This is a genomic window from Streptomyces griseochromogenes (assembly GCF_001542625.1).
Taxonomy (GTDB): domain Bacteria; phylum Actinomycetota; class Actinomycetes; order Streptomycetales; family Streptomycetaceae; genus Streptomyces; species Streptomyces griseochromogenes.
In genome coordinates this window covers 3,971,518-3,986,501 of sequence record NZ_CP016279.1, presented here as the reverse complement: position 1 = coordinate 3,986,501, position 14,984 = coordinate 3,971,518, and the positions used below count along the sequence as shown (strand labels likewise).

The following is a 14,984-nucleotide window of genomic DNA, read 5'->3' as shown; positions in this document are numbered from 1 at the left end:
CGGAATTCAGCGGGGAGAGGCAGGGCACGACCAGATCGGGTCCCTGCGGCGGGTGTCCCAGCGCACAGTCCTCGCCGGCATGCTGCTGCCCGTCGCCGTCGTGAGGGCTCTCGCTCTGCCGGCCCGCAGATGATTCCGATGCGGCACTCGCCACGCTTCCACCTTCGACGAAGGCCGGAAAGTGAGTCCCTGATGCCAATACACCTGCGTCAGGAGTGAGGTGACTGACCGTCGAGTCCGGATCGAAGGCGTGCGTGTACAGCATCCCGAAGAGGAGCAGGCCCAGTCCCAGCACACGCCACAGAGCCGCTGATGAGCGGCTCCGCTGCACGCCGGAGGAAGACCAGGCCGAAATCACGCCGCGATCCTAACCCGCCGGCGTAGCCCCAGCATTTCGAGTTACGAGAGCAGGGTGTGAACAAGCCACACCTGCCAGGCCGTTGACACCCGTCCGGCTCAGCCTCATGGAGCGGCACCTGAGCCCGTGCGGGTACACGGCCGCGGACGGCGGGCCTGCGATCCTGCCGGTGGTGACGAACGTCGGATCCAGCACCCCGTGTGAGCCGGGAGCACTCTGGGGTGTGCCGGAGGGAGCATGACGCCCAGGTGATGGGCAAGGCCGGCTAGAACCGCCTGCCCGTCGGCCAAGACGTCGTCAGAGCCGTGGATCTGAGCATGCGGCACCCGGGCCATGCCCGGGTGCCGTCCTTCACGAATGAATGCCTCAGTTGACGTTGACTGCCGACCAGGCCGCCGCGACCGCCTTGTACTCGGCGCTGGAGGCGCCGTACAGGTCGGACGCCGCGGAGAGGGTGCCCTTGCGCGCGCCCGCGTAGTCGGTGGTCGACGTGAAGTACGTCGTCAGCGCCTTGTACCAGATCTGCAGCGCCTTGTCCCGGCCGATGCCGGTGACCGTGGAACCGTCGTGCGTCGGCGAGTCGTAGTTCACGCCGTTGATCGTCTTCGCGCCGCTGCCCTCCGACAGGAGGTAGAAGAAGTGGTTCGCGACGCCGGACGAGTTGTGCACGTCCAGGTCACCCACGCTGGAAGACCAGTAGTCCGCCGAACCGCCGTCCTTGCTGGGCTTGTCCATGTAGCGCAGCGGCTTGCCGTCGCCGTTGATGTTGATCTTCTCGCCGATGAGGTAGTCACCGACGTCCGTGCTGTTCTTGGCGTAGAACTCGACACCGGTGCCCATGATGTCGCTGGTGGCCTCGTTCAGGCCGCCGGACTCACCGCTGTACTCCAGGCCCGCGGTGTTGGAGGTGACACCGTGGCTCATCTCGTGCCCCGCGACGTCCAGCGCGGTCAGCGGGTCTTTGTTGCCGGAACCGTCGCCGTAGGTCATGCAGAAGCAGCTGTCGTCCCAGAAGGCGTTCACGTACGAGTTGCCGTAGTGGACGCGGGAGTAAGCGGCCTTGCCGTCGTTCTTGATGCCGCTGCGGCCGAACGTGTTCTTGTAGAAGTCCCAGGTCTCCTGCGCGCCGTAGGCGGCGTCGGCGCCGGCCGTCCCCGCGTTCGACACGGTTCCGTCGCCCCAGGTGTCGCTGGACTGGGAGAACAGCGTGCCGGTGCCGGAGGTACCGTGGTCGAGGTTGTAGGTCTTGTGGCCGCCTCGGGAGGCGTCGGTGAGGGAGTAGTTCGAGCCTGACTGGGTCGTCGTCAGGTCCACCTTGCCGCTGTACTGCGTGTTACCGACGCCGGTCTCGATGCCCTGGTACTGGAAGAGCTTCTTGCCGGTGGCAGCATCGGTGATGACGTGCAGTTGGTTCGGGGTGCCGTCGTCCTGCAGGCCGCCGACCACCGTTTCGTAGGCGAGAACCGGCTTGCCGTTCACCGCCCATATGACCTTGCGCGGAGCCTGGTCCGCGGTGGTCTTCGCCGAACCGGCCGCCTTGGCCAGGCCCAGGGCCTGCTTCTGTGCCGCGGACGCGGCGATCTGCGGCTTGAGCGAGGCGAGCGCCAGGTTTGCCTTCGTCGCTCTCGTCACGCCCTGCGTCGCGCCGGACTTGGCGGTGTGGACGACCAGGTCGCCGCCGAGCACCGGCAGGCCCGCGTAGGTGCGCTCGTATCGGGTGTGAGTCGTGCCGTCGGCGTCCTTGACGACGTCCTTGACAACCAGCTTCTCCTTGACGCCGAGGCCGATCTGCCGTGCGGTCTCGGCAGCCTCGGCCTGCGCCTTCTGAATCAGCCCCATACGGGCAGCGCCCGACAGAGTGACCGGGGCGGCGGCCAGGCGCGAGGTGCCGGCGGCCGGCTGAGCGGTGGCCGTGGCAGTGAGTGCAGGACTCAGGAGAGCTGCGGCCGCGACGGCAGTGGCCGCGGCCAAGGCTGTGCGCTGGTGACGCGTGTTACGGGAGGACACACAAGCTCCTTTTGTGGGGGGAATGTCCGGCCGGTGTGGGGCCGACCGAGGGTGCTGAAAGTTCTCGTGCTCCTGCGGCGGTTGAAGAAGAATCACATACATGACGTGTACATGCCAGTCCGTCTAAGTTGGCGTTGCCCAAAACTTGCCAATCGACGAACGAAGACCGAACGCGCAGACATACCGTCCTGGGCCATGACTGAACTCCCGGCGGCGGCTCGTCCTGTGCTGGCTCAATCAGGGCACCCTGATTGAGCTCGCACTGCGGCCACAGAAGACAACGAGCCGCTGCAACATGCCGGGCGCAGCCACCTCGTCACGACTCGGAGATCTACGTGAACAACAGGGCGGCGGGCTCGCACATGCGCTCCGACAATCAGCCGGTGCAGGTGTCGAGCATGGAAGACAAGGCCGACTTCTCCTTGTCGGTGGTAGTCAGCTTCCAGATGGACTTGATGTGCGTGTAGTCCTTGGCGTAGGTGCACCAGAAGGAACGATTCGTCGGCTTCCAGTCCGCCGGCCCGCTGTCCGACTTCGAGCTGTTGGACGACTCCGAGGCGATCAGCAGCTGTGGGTCTTTCAGATCGTTGCCGAAGGCTTTGCGCTCATCGGCTGTCCAGCCGTCGGCGCCGGAGCGCCAGGCCTCGGCGAGAGGGACCATGTGGTCGATGGTGGCCTGGGCGACGTCGGTGACCGTGGTGTCGTCGTAGACCGAGTACCAGGAGCCGGAGGCGGGCTGGCAATGGCCGGGCTTGTCCTGGACGTCCTTGCCGTCACGGGCCAGGACGTCCTGACGGGTGGTACAGCCGTCCGGCTGGGTGGACCAGATGTCGAACTTGTCGCGGGCGTAGCCGTTCATCGAATGCGGCACGGCCACGGTCAGCGCGGCCAGCTCACTGCGGGCGGTCGCGGTCGACGGCGGCGCAGGCGGCTCCGCGAGGGCCGGAGCGGCACTGACGCCTATGAGAAGCAGGGCGGTTACGGGCAGGCCGAAAGCGGCGCGGTGCATGAATTCTCCATGATGCGTGGGGGGAATGGAGATGCGCACATGACAAAAGCGCACTCGCGGCAGCATCCGCTACGCGCGTCGACCAGATACGACAACTCCCCCACGCCACCTTCACCCTTCGGTCACCAGTACGATATATAAGCTGGCCATTGTGGCCGGATTCCGCCCAGCCCCTCACCGCGGCTCACCGGCTCGCCACCCCCGCCCTGACACCCAGTGGGACACACCCAGAACCAGACAGGCTCGACCGCTGGATCAAGGGGATGGAGGGCGTCCGAGCAGCCATTGTTCGAGGGAAAGCGCGGGCGTCTTGGCCGCTCCGGAACGCCTCGACGCGAACGCCTCGTCGGTGCGGAGAGCCCGCCGTACTCGCCGTCGTCCAGACCCCAGGTCTTCGACTCCACGGCCGCGGGGGACGCACTCACCGTCCTGGCTTCTGCCTCCGGTGGACAGCCACCGACCCCGCTGCCAAGGTCAGACCCATCGCCGCGGCGCCGGAGGAGCCCGCCGGGTCCATCCTGCGCATGCCGTGCATCACACCGCTTCCCCGCCCCGCCGACCGCCTTGCCGGCGGAGTCCACAGCGGCCACCATCCACGCCATGGACCCCGTCATCAGCACGTGCGGCACAGCGGCGAGAGACACTTCGGACCGGTCCGCAGAGCCCGCGCGAAGCGGGGCTGAGCGGGTGAATGACAGCGCGCCCGCGACGAACACGACGATCTGCGGTCAGGGCAGGTGCATGCTCCACGGCCACGCCGTGTGGAGCGGTACGAGACCTCACCCGGCGAAGCGCGGGTTCACTCCATTCAGTACGTAGTCGCGGCCGACGGACGCTGAGTTCCCGGCCGCGGGCCGATGGCGTGGGAGTGCGCGTCATGTGGTGCGGGCGCCGAGGAGAGGCCGGCCGAGGCTGCTAGCTTCGCGCACCTGGTTCGAGGTCAGGGCCCGGATCGCGGGCGTGTGTGCGGAGGCTGCGGTGGCGAACACGAGAAGATCTCCCGAGGAGTCGACCGGTGACCCCTTCCGGCGTCGTACTCTCCTGGCGTCGGCTGCCTTGGCGGCGGGCACACCGATCTCACTGGCCGCTCCCGCTCGAACCCCCAGACTGTCGGCGCCCGAGCGGCACGCCGCAGCACAGCACGGGGCTGCGGTCCGCCTCCTCGCAGTGCCAGAGGAGAACCGCGGCGTCGACTGGCTCAGATCGGCCCTTCAGGTTGCCGTGGAAATCGAGTTCTCCACCATCCCGCCGTACCTGTGCGGCTGGTGGTCCATCAAGAATCGGAAGTGTGACGCCTCCCGGTTGATCCGGCGCATCATCTCCGACGAGATGTATCACCTCGGTATCGTCTGCAACCTGCTGGTAGGCCTGGGAGGACGGCCGCGGATCAAGGAGTCGGCACCCACTTACCCGGGCCCGTTGCCGGGCGGGGTGCATCCGGGGGTCAACGTGTACCTGTCCGGCCTGACCAAGTCGCTCGTCGGGGACGTGATGATGGCCATCGAAGCCCCCGCGGTACCGCTCACCGAGGGCGCGCACGACCCACGCAGCATCGGCGTCTTCTACGAGGAACTACTGAAAGCCTTCCGGGTGGTGGCGCCCGATCTGTCAGTGCACCGGCAGATGCACGAGCGCATCGGCGAGGACACACTCAGGCCGGTCAGGACTCTCGAGGATGTCGAGCGCTCGATCGAGATCATCAAAGACCAGGGTGAAGGCACCGCGGCCTCTGCGGCCGACGGCCAGGGGGACGGTCACCTGGCGCACTACTACGCCTTCGCCGAGATCTATCACGGCCGACGGCTGCGTGAGGCCGACGGCGACTGGAAGTTCACCGGTGCTCCGGTGGACTTCCCCGATACCCGGCCCATGGCCAGGGTCCCCGCGGGCGGCTGGGACCAACCGCCCGCCGAGGCCCAGCGGCTCCTGGACGACTTCGACAACACCTACACCGCAGTTCTGGAAGCGCTCGACACGGCCTGGGAAGAGGGCGACCGGCGTAGCCTGAAGGCTGCTGTACGGCGCATGCGCAGGCTGGAGACTCCGGCCGTGGGGCTGATGGAGATCCCGATCACCGGCACCAAGGAGACCTACGGCCCTCAGTTCCGCCCACGCAGATGACCCACCGCCGGTCGGCTTCCTGAGCCCGGAGGGGTGAGCGCGTGGCCGATGTACTCAGAGCCCTGCGACGGGCCGTGTCGGGTCCCGGTGAACGCCGCCCCGCAGACTGGTCCGGACCCTCCGACCCTCGGCGAGGAGGGAGCCCGGCTGCTGAAGCCGGACCTGACACGACGTCCCGGCCGGACGCGGTACGCGCCTCAGGCAGCGACCGAGCCACGCACCTCGTAGCCCGCCTCGACGATTGCCGCGCGTAGCAGCGCGTCGTCCGGCTCCGCGCCGTCGACAGTGACGGTGCCTTTCGCGATGTCAACGTCCACCTCGCTCACTCCGGGGACCTGGAGCAGTTCCTCCGTGATGCCTGCCGCGCAGTGATCGCGGCTCATGCCGGTGACGAGGTAGTTCTTTCGTGCCATGGCGCCACTCCTGAGTGTCGGTGAGGCGTACGTATGCCTCGGACAACGGATGCACCGTCGCAGGTGTTCATCCGGTGCCGTCTTCGGATCGGTCGGCTTGGGCACCGGTCGGGTTCCCCGTGGCGTCGATCACGCGAGAGCGACGCGCGGCCCGGAGGCCGCGCGGGCACCGAAGCCGACCGGCGATCACCCGCGAACTCCCGGCTCGGCTGTCGGCTCTCCCCCGGGCGTGCCGACACTTCTGCCAGGTAGTCGCAGGGCGTGCCCCCTTGATTCCGCTGGCCGCCGTGTCGCCACACCCTGTCCACTGACGGGTCGCGGCCGGCAGGCTCCCGCCGTCGCACGCGTCTGACAGTGGACTCACGGGGTTGGTCGGGAGGGGCCGACGATGACGTCAGGGTGGGGCGCTGCCTTGCCTCGTCCTCGCCCTGTACTTCGTCAGGTTGTGGGCGCGTTCGCCGCTCCGGCCGTTGACTGACGGTCTGCCCGTCGACGGGTCCGGAACGGCGGACGCATGCGGTCAGGCAGCGACCGGTTCCGCCTTGCGGACCGGTTCGGCTGCCTCCAGCGCCCCCGCCAGACTCAGGCGCGCCCGGGCGACCCGGGAGCGCACGGTGCCGACCGGGCACCTGCTCGCGGCAGCCGCCTCGGCGTACGGCAGTCCGAGCATCTGGGTGAGGACGAATGCCTCGCGCCGGTCGTCCGGCAGGGAGTCGACGAGGTCCATGAGAGCGACCCCCTCCTCGAAACCGGGCAGGCCCAGCGGCTGGCTGCGCTCGGCGGCGGTCTGCCAGTCGCCGGTGTCCGTCAGCCGGGGCCGGGCGGACGCGTGCCGCATGCTGTCCACCACCGCGCGGCGGGCGATGGTCAGCAGCCACGTCCTGGCCGAGGAGCGTCCCTCGAACCGGTGCAGGCTGCCCAGGGCGCGCAGGAAGGTGTCCTGGGTGAGGTCGTCGGCCTTCTGCGGGTCTCCGGCCAGGTATGCCACATAGCGGCGCACATCGCGCTGGAGCGCGCGTACGAACCGGTCGACCGCGTCACGGTCGCCGCCCGCGGCGGCGAGGGCCCATGCGGTGACCGTCTCATCGGTCACGGCGGGCAGGGCAGGGCTCATTGCCCGAGGTCCTTTCACCGAACCCGTGCGACGGAGCCGACAGGCGGACACCTTCAAGCCCTGGGCGGGCGGGCATGGTTGTCCCGCCGGCCGCGCACGAGTGAGAGAGATCCGCTCGCGCCCGTGCGCAAACGGGAGCCTGCGCCGCGTCGGTCGCGGCGCGGGAATCCGGCTGTCAGACGACAGCGATCTCCCCGGGCGGACCTCGGGTGGTGAGCGTGTGGCCGAGCAGCAGCCGCCGAGGACGGCGCACCCGCCGGTGGCAGAGCCGCGGACGCGGCCGGCGCGGGAACGGCAGTAGTACGGCGAGCACGAGCAGCAGCGGCACGAACGCCCTGTCCGCAAGCGCCCGCAGCAGGCGGAATGCCGCACGCTCGCCCTGGGCGAGCCACAGCCCGCACAGCACGGCGGCCAGAAGGTGGGCGGCGAGCATCCCGGAGGAGGCCGTTCCGGTCATACCCCCCATCTGATGCATGCCGGCCACACCACCCATGCCGGTCATCGGGTGGCCGACATGGTTCATGGGGACGATGTCATGCGCCACCGGCAGGGGCATCCTGCGCGTCAGCCCGAAACGCAACTCCAGGTCGTAGGCGGTGGCCGTAGAGCCTGGACCGGGACCGGTCCCGCGCAGCAGACAGCAGGCCCACTGCCGGACCGCGGCCGCGTCATCCGGTGCGGCCATAACCGGATGCCGACCTGCTTGAGCGAGTGTGAAGCACATGTGCAGGCAGGTCTGCACGCCGACCGTCAGGGCGATCACACCGGTCCGGCCACGCTCGGTGCCCCCGAGCACCCAAGCGACGGCTCCCACTCCGGTCACTGAGGCGAGCACTGCCCACCAGGGCAACGGTGAGCCCGACATCAGCACATGGCCGATGGCCGCGAGCACGACGCAGACGGCCGCGAACACCACGGCCCGCAGCACGCGGAACAGCCCACCGACAGACATGACGCCCCATCTCGACATCCGGTGGCCGGGCCTCGATGACCGGGATACGCACCATGCAGCATCCGCGCCCGGCCCCGCTCACGCAAGGCAACCCGCCGTGGCCGACCGTCCGGTGCGTGTACTGAGCGTCGCACCGGGGCCGGCACCGAGCTGAAGCGCTCCTCAGGCCCGCCCGCTGCCTGATCAGCCACCGACAACCCGGCTCATTGCGTCAGCGGTCGTCAGGACAATTCGATCGTAGGACTTACGACTGATCCGATCGAGGGACAATCGCGTGTGTCGGCGGGGTGCGCCCAACGCATGGCGCAAGGGTGGCCGCCATGAAGAGGTTGTCTCGCCTGCTCGCCTTGTCCACCGTCTTCACCTGCCTGCTCGGCGCCGCCTCCGGCGAACCGAAGGAAGGGGTGCAGTACATCCGGCTCGCGCACCAGGTCACCGGTGTCGACGCTCGGCAAGTGGTGGAGGTGTTCTGGTACGACTGCCCGCATTCCTACCAGATCGAACGGCCGCTGAATGAGTGGGCCGCCCGGCAGAAGCCCCCGGTGAAGGTGCTGCGAATCCCCGCAGTCTGGACGGACAAGCCCGTTATGGTCGCCTACGCCCGCCTCTACTACACGCTGGACAGGCTCGGCCTCGCACACCGAGAGGCCATCCCCGTCTTCCACGCGGTGCGCGACCAGCGACAGAACCTCACCACCGAGCCGAACGTCCTGAAGTGGGCAGCCACGCAGAGACTCGACGTCAAGGCGGTACGAACCGCCTACGAATCCAAGAAAGTTGCCGACGCCGTACAAGCGGCACCAGCACTCCGTGAGCGATACCAGGTGACCGAGACGCCCACTCTGGTTGTGGGTGGGCGTCTACGTACCTCCCCGTTCCAGGCCGGCAGTGCCACCCAGACCATCTCGGTGCTCGACCACATCTACCGCACCACGAAGGCTAGTTGAGCACGCACCGAGGAGACCGCCACCGAGACACTTCGGCCGCCGCGACTCACTCTCGGCTCCAGCGGGCAAGCTCCGAGGTGATCGCGCAACCGACGACACAGCGTGGTCTCAGCCGACACCCGCGAGACCGATCAGCAAGGCCTTCACCTCGGTGGCCCGGACCGGCCCGGTGACCGCGTGCGGACTGGAGCAGAGGATGAGGGGGCCGTCGTCGGGGTGGTCGGGAAGGCGGCCATGGCTGCCGCGAACAGGTGACGGGTCGAGGGGTACGACCGCCATCCGGTAGCGCATGCCGAGCTTCTTGCGGGCCAGTGCCGTGGCCGCCTTGACCTTCACGTAGGGGTTCTGTGGGTCCATGAAGAGTTCGGCGGGGTCGTAGCCGGGCTTGCGGTGGATCTCGACGAGCCGCGCGAAGTCGGGCGCGCGGGCGTCGTCCAGCCAGTAGTAGTACGTGAACCAGGCGTCCGGCTCGGCGACGGCTACGAACTCCCCCGAGCGCGGGTGGTCGAGGCCATTGCTCTTCTTGCCCTCGTCGTCCAGGAGTTGGTCGATTCCGGGCAGTCCGACAAGGGCGTGGCGGGTGGCGTCGAGGTCATCGGAGCGACGCACGTAGACGTGGGCGATCTGGTGGTCGGCGACGGCGAACGCGCGGGACGCCGTCGTGTCGAGATACTCCATGCCGTCCTGGGTGTGCACCTCCACGAGGCCCGCGCGGCGCAGGACGCGGTTGATGTCGACGGGCCGGTCGGCGCGGGTGACGCCGTATTCGGAGAGCACGACGACGGTACGGCCCTCGGCCGCGGCGTCGTCGAGAAGCGGTGCGAGGGTGGCGTCCAACTCGGCGGCGGCCTGGTGGGCGCGGGGGTCGTGGGGGCCGTAGCGCTGCAGGTCGTAGTCGAGGTGAGGGATGTAGCACAGGGCCAGGTCGGGGGCGCGAGTGGTGAGGATGTGGCGGGTGGCTTCCACGATCCACCGGCTGGAGACGATGTCCGCTCCTGGGCCCCAGAAGCGGAAGAGGGGGAATGTACCGAATTTCTCCGTGAGTTCGTCGTGCAAGGCCGGAGGACGGGTGTAGCAGTCGGGCTCTTTGCGGCCGTCGGCGTAGTACACGGGACGGGGGGTGACGGTGATGTCGGTGTCGGCGCCCATGGCGTACCACCAGCAGATATTGGCGACGGTGTAGCCGGGATGGGCGCGACGGGCGGCGTCCCACAGTTTGTCGCCGGCGACGAGGCCGTTGTGCTGGCGCCACAGAAGGACCTCGCCGAGTTCACGGAAGTACCAACCGTTGCCCACGACGCCGTGTTCGGAGGGCGGTACACCGGTGAGAAAGGTGGACTGGGCGGAGCAGGTGACCGCGGGCAGGACGGTGCCCAGGGGTGCCCGTGAGCCGGACCGGCCCAGGGCCTTGAGGCGGGGCAGGGCTGGGTTACGTCGGGGCAGCACAGGAATGCTCGGGCTGCATTTCGGTATTACATCGCGACACGCCGACTCCGCCATGTTCTTGAGTTCGAGCCGCGCCATCGCAAAATTGACCCGGGATCGATCGAACGTGACGTGGATTGCTGTCTGCCGACCATCCGGCTGTTGACACGGGAAGATCTTCAGGATGTGGAACCTCAGACGGCCACAGATGATGATCTCGTCCAATTCATCCTCGTTGCCGGGGAGACGGGTCTGCTCCATGCTCGCTCGCAGAACGGCAGACCCCAGTTCTGTCCACGAAACCCCGTATGGGACTGCGGACCTCTCCATGCCCAACGTTTCGCCGGTACCCACCTCGACCAATGAGGCCGCCAGTGCGCCGGGGATGGCCATCGCGTTGTCAAGGGTGTCAAGGGAAGGAGACGCCACAGGTCTTCCCCTCAGCGCTTTCTCTTCGGTACGACATCAAGCATGGCCCCACACCATGGCAATTTTCGATTGCCTGCACATCTTTCCAACCGAACAAGACACGGCAGCTCGGCATTTCGTAGTTCTTCCCCGCCCGTCTACGTCCCGTGCCCGCCACGTGACATGACGCCGCATCACCCATGAACTCTCGGTGTGGACCATGAGCCACGAACCGTCAGGCCGGCCGTTCCCAACCGCCCGATCGGCCTGGGAGGGCAACGGCGCGAAGGCCGCACCGGCGCCGACCGGGACCAGCACGATCCTGCGCACTCGGGGTAACGGATTCGCGGGCAGGGGCACAGAATCTCCTTACGGGGAACACAGCTCGCATGCGACGCCGCTGACCCGCTGGTGGGGCCTGCGCGGCATGGTCACGACGGTGACCGCTGCCATACCGCTGCCACAAGCAGGAGTCGCCGAAGTACGGATACGCGATGTATTGCGGGCCGACGTCGTCCACCGCGGACGGCCACCGGATTCCTCCCCCACCGAAGCCGAACCGGCTCGGCCGGTGACGACACGACCGGAGGGACACCATCTGCCGGACCGAAGGCCACAGCAGTGCCGCTCGGCGCTCTCGATTGATCAGGTGTCCGTGTTCCAGCGTCTCCTGATTGTTCGTGACGCCGGCGATGACGGCACCGAGGTCCTTGCTGAGGACGTTGGCAAAGGCGGGGATCTCCTTGGCCTCACACTCGCTGGACTCGGCGAGCCAGTCACCCAGCGGGAGTTCAGGAACCGGCGGGCCGCGGCGGAAGGCGGGCGAGGCACTGGCCTGCCGCTCGGCCGTCCAGCACCAACGCGGTCTGCCGCGACGCCCGTGTCGGCGAGTCGTCGGTCGTATCTGCTGCGCACCGCGCCGAGGCGGCGCCGCTGCTGTCCGACTCAGACCGCCGAACAGGGAAATTAAAGTATCGGTAAAGCGGCGGGACACCGCGGATCACTCCCGCTCCCTCCCCGGTGCAAGGTCGCCACGGCACCGACGAGAGGAGCAGCCGAAGACGGGAAAAACTGAATTCCCGAAGGACAGCGCAGACGCAGGTCACACCCTGTCGGGGGATGTGGCGGTCCTGACCAGACTCGCCATATGCCGTGAGTTACAGAGTTGTGAATTCTGCATCGATCGACCAATGAGTGGAACAAGATGAGACTGAGGGGGAACCGTGACTCGTGAACAGAAATGGGCTACAGCGGTGCGCGAGCCGCTGACATCGGCCAAGCCAGGTGCGTCGATATTGGTGCTCGTCAGCGGGGAGGCCGGGACGGGAAAGACACGGTTCATCGAATGGCTTGTCACGCTTCCGGAGCTGTGCCGGGTGCCTCGCCTCAATGTGGCGTTCACTGGTTCGGGCGCCGTCGTCCGCCAAGAGCCCGCCCCGCCGGCCGGAACCGCCCCGGCGGCGGGCGGTGTCCGGTTCGAGCGTCCTCCCGGACGCCCACAGGCCGGGGCGTTGGCGCCGCCCCGGTCGAACCCGCTCGGGGCTCCCGCACTGAGAGAGCTGGCGGATTCGCTCGACACCGGTGCCCCGACGCTGCTGGTGGTTGAGGACGTTCACCTGGCGGACGAGCAGGACGCATACCCCCTGCGCAAGCTCCTCGCCCGCCCTTTGGCCGGGCTGCGCGCCGTGCTGACCTATCGCCCTGAGGAGCTGGCCACACCCGGGCTGGTGCTTGGCGCTCCGGTTGGTTACCCGGCCGGGCTGGGCATCGTCCAACTGCGACTAGGGCCGCTCGGTGAAGCCGAGGTCCGCCAGATGGCGACCAAGGCGCTGGGCGAGGACCGCTGCTCGGCCCGGTTCGTCGCCCGTCTTCACAACCGCTCGGGCGGCATCGCACAAGTGGTGGCCGATCTGCTGGCGGAGCTGAAGAAGGCCGGTCCGTTGCCCGGGCCAGAGGCCACGCCGGCCGGCCTGGACAGGCTGACGGCCAGGGACGTGGACGAGGCTCCGGTACCCGTTCGGCGCGCCGAGCTGGTACTGGGCCGCATGGCAGCGCTCGGTGAGGAGCCACGCCGTGTGGTGCGAGCGGCGGCAGTGCTCAACGAGGCCGCGAGCGAGGACGAGTTGATCTCGGTCGCGGCCCTGCCGACGGGAAGCGGCCGAGTGGCGCTGACGGCCGCGCTGTCCCACGCGGTGCTGCACGAGGTCAGTGTCGGTCAGTACGGGTTCCGGTTACCGATGGAGGCCACGGCCGTGTATCAACTGATGCCCGGCCCGGTGCGGGGGGAGATGCACCGTCGCGCGGCCGAGGCCCTGACAGTCCGGCATCCGGAGCCGTGGGCCCGGCTGGCCCGCCACCAGCTCGCCTCCGGCCAGATCGAGGACTGGCTGCGGAGCGTGGAGAACGCCGCCCTTCGAGCCGTCGAGGCCCGGAACCACCAGCTGGCGATCACCCTGCTCGAGGACACACTGGCACATGCTCAGGTCCGGCAGTCGAACCGGTCTCGGCTGGCCTTGTTGCTCGCTCGCAACGCGTACAACGGCCTGCGCTCCGACCAGACAGTGGAGGTCCTGCGACGGCTGGTCGACGACGAGGCGCTGCCCGTCGCCGCGCGCGGCGAGATCCGGCTCGAACTCGGGCTGCTCCTCGGCAATCAGATCGGTCGGGACAGCGAGGGACGCGCGGAACTCATCAAGGCGGTCGAAGAGTTGAGTACCCGTCCAGCGCTGGCGGCGCGGGCCATGGCGGCGCTTGCGTTGCCTTACTGGCCCGCCGGATCGCTGGCGGACAATCTCGCCTGGCTGGCACGGGCCGAGGCAACAGCGGCCGGCAGCGGGGATGAAGTGATCCAGGCTGCGGTCACGGCGAACCGGTTGACCGTACTGCTCAGCATGGGTGATCCGGATGGATGGCAGCTTCTGGAGGAACTTCCCCGGGATGACGAAGATCCGCTGATTCTCCATCACTCGGCCCGCGGCGTGAGCAACGCCGGTGACGCGGCGATCTGGCTGGGCGAGTACGCGCAAGCGCGCGAACTGCTGGCCGAGGCCCCCAAGCTGGGCACCCTCGTCGGTGACTTGTACCTCCAACAGATGGCATCGGCCAAGTCGCTGATTCAGGATTTGATGTCCGGCCACTGGGCGGGCCTGGCCGTCCGGGCCCGCGCGGTGTTGGCGGAGGCGGGCGAGATGCCGCTCATCGCGGGCCACGCGGGTCTGGTGCTCGGTCTGCTCGCCGTGGCGAAGGGAGACTGGAGCCAGGTGGCCGGGTGGCTCTCAGGCTCGGCCCTGACCGGGGACGAAGGCGCCGTACCGCTGGTGGCGGCGGCCGCGGGTGGTCGCATACGGCTCGCGCTCGCCCGCCAGGACCTTGGTGCCGCGGCACGGGAGGCGGCCGAAGCATGGGGCAGGTTGCAGGCGAAGAGCGTGTGGGTGTGGGCGGCCGAGCTGGCCCCGTGGGCTGTGGAAGCAACCATCCGTGCCGAGGAGCTGGGCACGGCGCGGGCGATGGTGGACGAATTCGCGGCTGGCATCGCCGACAGGCAGGCACCGGCCGCCGACGCAGCCCTGATGTGGTGTCGGGCATTGCTGGCCGAGGCAGATGGCGAGCTCACCGGGGCAGCCGAGTACTTCTGGCGCACTTGCACTCGGTACCAGACGCTTCCCCGCCCTTACGAAGCAGCCCTCGCCGCGGAGGCCAGCGGGCGGTGCGCCCTGGCGAGCAGCCCGGAGACCGCTGCCGGCATCTCGGAACTGTCCGCCGCCGCAAACGAGCTCGAAGCCCTCGGCGCGACATGGGATGTCGCTCGAGTACGAGCGCAACTGCGGGCCCATCCAGGGTCCGAGCGTCGCAGGCGCGGCCGTCGCGGTTACGGTGACCGGCTGTCGCCACGCGAGCAGGAAGTCGCACAGCTCGTCGGTGCCGGGCTGAGCAACCGCGAAATCGCCATCACTCTGTTCCTGTCCCCGCGGACCGTGGAGCAGCATGTTGCCCGTGCCTGCAAGAAGTTGGGCGTGCTCTCCCGGCACGATCTGGCGACGGTGAGCCACAACGGCGATACGTCGGGTTGAGCGGAGACTTGGGGGGTGAGGGACCAGGCTGTCCGGCCGTGAGGAAGCGCCTTTCACCCCCTTGCCGTTGAGGGACCCCGTCCGTGTGCACGATGCCCGATCGGCTGGGCGTCGGCGGTTTCCTTACGTGTAGGTGATCCAGGGAGTGCCCATTGCGCTC

The 14,984-nt window shown here is 68.3% G+C and carries 10 protein-coding genes; 3 read left to right on the top strand and 7 right to left on the bottom strand.

Annotated elements, in window-relative coordinates; genetic code table 11:
• Window positions 1–724 precede the first annotated feature (724 nt).
• From AVL59_RS16855 to AVL59_RS56395, 3 genes are all read right to left on the bottom strand, one after another.
• Window positions 725–2,467, bottom strand: coding sequence for a M4 family metallopeptidase (locus tag AVL59_RS16855; RefSeq protein WP_079146739.1), 1,743 nt, complete (start codon window positions 2,465–2,467; stop codon window positions 725–727).
• Window positions 2,468–2,741: 274 nt separating this feature from the next.
• On the bottom strand, window positions 2,742–3,374 hold the full coding sequence (locus AVL59_RS16850) for an HNH endonuclease family protein (RefSeq protein WP_067304912.1): 633 nt from the start codon (window positions 3,372–3,374) through the stop codon (window positions 2,742–2,744).
• Window positions 3,375–3,496: 122 nt separating this feature from the next.
• Entirely contained in the window at window positions 3,497–4,090 is a 594-nt protein-coding gene (locus AVL59_RS56395; RefSeq protein WP_372450436.1) for a hypothetical protein, read from the bottom strand.
• A 451-nt stretch (window positions 4,091–4,541) separates the two neighbouring features.
• On the opposite strand from AVL59_RS56395, the gene AVL59_RS16845 reads away from it, so the two are divergent.
• Window positions 4,542–5,495: a ferritin-like domain-containing protein gene (locus tag AVL59_RS16845; RefSeq protein WP_237281520.1), complete on the top strand. Its 954-nt coding sequence runs from the start codon at window positions 4,542–4,544 to the stop codon at window positions 5,493–5,495.
• A gap of 197 nt (window positions 5,496–5,692) precedes the next feature.
• On the opposite strand, the gene AVL59_RS16840 is transcribed toward AVL59_RS16845, so the two are convergent.
• The 3 genes from AVL59_RS16840 to AVL59_RS16830 all read right to left on the bottom strand — a co-directional run bounded on the left by AVL59_RS16840 (window position 5,693) and on the right by AVL59_RS16830 (window position 7,974).
• Window positions 5,693–5,908 carry a heavy-metal-associated domain-containing protein gene (locus AVL59_RS16840; protein ID WP_067304909.1) on the bottom strand — a complete coding sequence of 72 codons (216 nt, stop codon included), beginning with the start codon at window positions 5,906–5,908 and terminating at the stop codon, window positions 5,693–5,695.
• A 520-nt stretch (window positions 5,909–6,428) separates the two neighbouring features.
• Window positions 6,429–7,022 (bottom strand): sigma-70 family RNA polymerase sigma factor, encoded by a 594-nt coding sequence (locus tag AVL59_RS16835; RefSeq protein WP_067304907.1) that lies wholly within the window; start codon window positions 7,020–7,022, stop codon window positions 6,429–6,431.
• A 175-nt stretch (window positions 7,023–7,197) separates the two neighbouring features.
• Entirely contained in the window at window positions 7,198–7,974 is a 777-nt protein-coding gene (locus AVL59_RS16830; protein ID WP_067304904.1) for a hypothetical protein, read from the bottom strand.
• A gap of 320 nt (window positions 7,975–8,294) precedes the next feature.
• On the opposite strand from AVL59_RS16830, the gene AVL59_RS16825 reads away from it, so the two are divergent.
• Window positions 8,295–8,921, top strand: coding sequence for a thiol:disulfide interchange protein DsbA/DsbL (locus tag AVL59_RS16825; protein ID WP_079146738.1), 627 nt, complete (start codon window positions 8,295–8,297; stop codon window positions 8,919–8,921).
• A 108-nt stretch (window positions 8,922–9,029) separates the two neighbouring features.
• On the opposite strand, the gene AVL59_RS16820 is transcribed toward AVL59_RS16825, so the two are convergent.
• Window positions 9,030–10,367 (bottom strand): alkaline phosphatase family protein, encoded by a 1,338-nt coding sequence (locus AVL59_RS16820; RefSeq protein WP_237281519.1) that lies wholly within the window; start codon window positions 10,365–10,367, stop codon window positions 9,030–9,032.
• 1,610 nt (window positions 10,368–11,977) lie between these two features.
• Here AVL59_RS16820 and AVL59_RS16815 point away from each other — a divergent pair.
• Entirely contained in the window at window positions 11,978–14,824 is a 2,847-nt protein-coding gene (locus AVL59_RS16815) for a helix-turn-helix transcriptional regulator (protein WP_159399933.1), read from the top strand.
• The last annotated feature ends 160 nt before the right edge of the window (window positions 14,825–14,984 follow it).

Coding starts and splice junctions, on each gene's coding strand:
- AVL59_RS16855 (WP_079146739.1), bottom strand. CDS start 2,467: ATGTATGTGATTCTTCTTCAACCGCCGCAGGAGCACGAGAACTTTCAG.
- AVL59_RS16850 (WP_067304912.1), bottom strand. CDS start 3,374: ATGCACCGCGCCGCTTTCGGCCTGCCCGTAACCGCCCTGCTTCTCATA.
- AVL59_RS16840 (WP_067304909.1), bottom strand. CDS start 5,908: ATGGCACGAAAGAACTACCTCGTCACCGGCATGAGCCGCGATCACTGC.
- AVL59_RS16835 (WP_067304907.1), bottom strand. CDS start 7,022: ATGAGCCCTGCCCTGCCCGCCGTGACCGATGAGACGGTCACCGCATGG.
- AVL59_RS16830 (WP_067304904.1), bottom strand. CDS start 7,974: ATGTCTGTCGGTGGGCTGTTCCGCGTGCTGCGGGCCGTGGTGTTCGCG.
- AVL59_RS16825 (WP_079146738.1), top strand. CDS start 8,295: ATGAAGAGGTTGTCTCGCCTGCTCGCCTTGTCCACCGTCTTCACCTGC.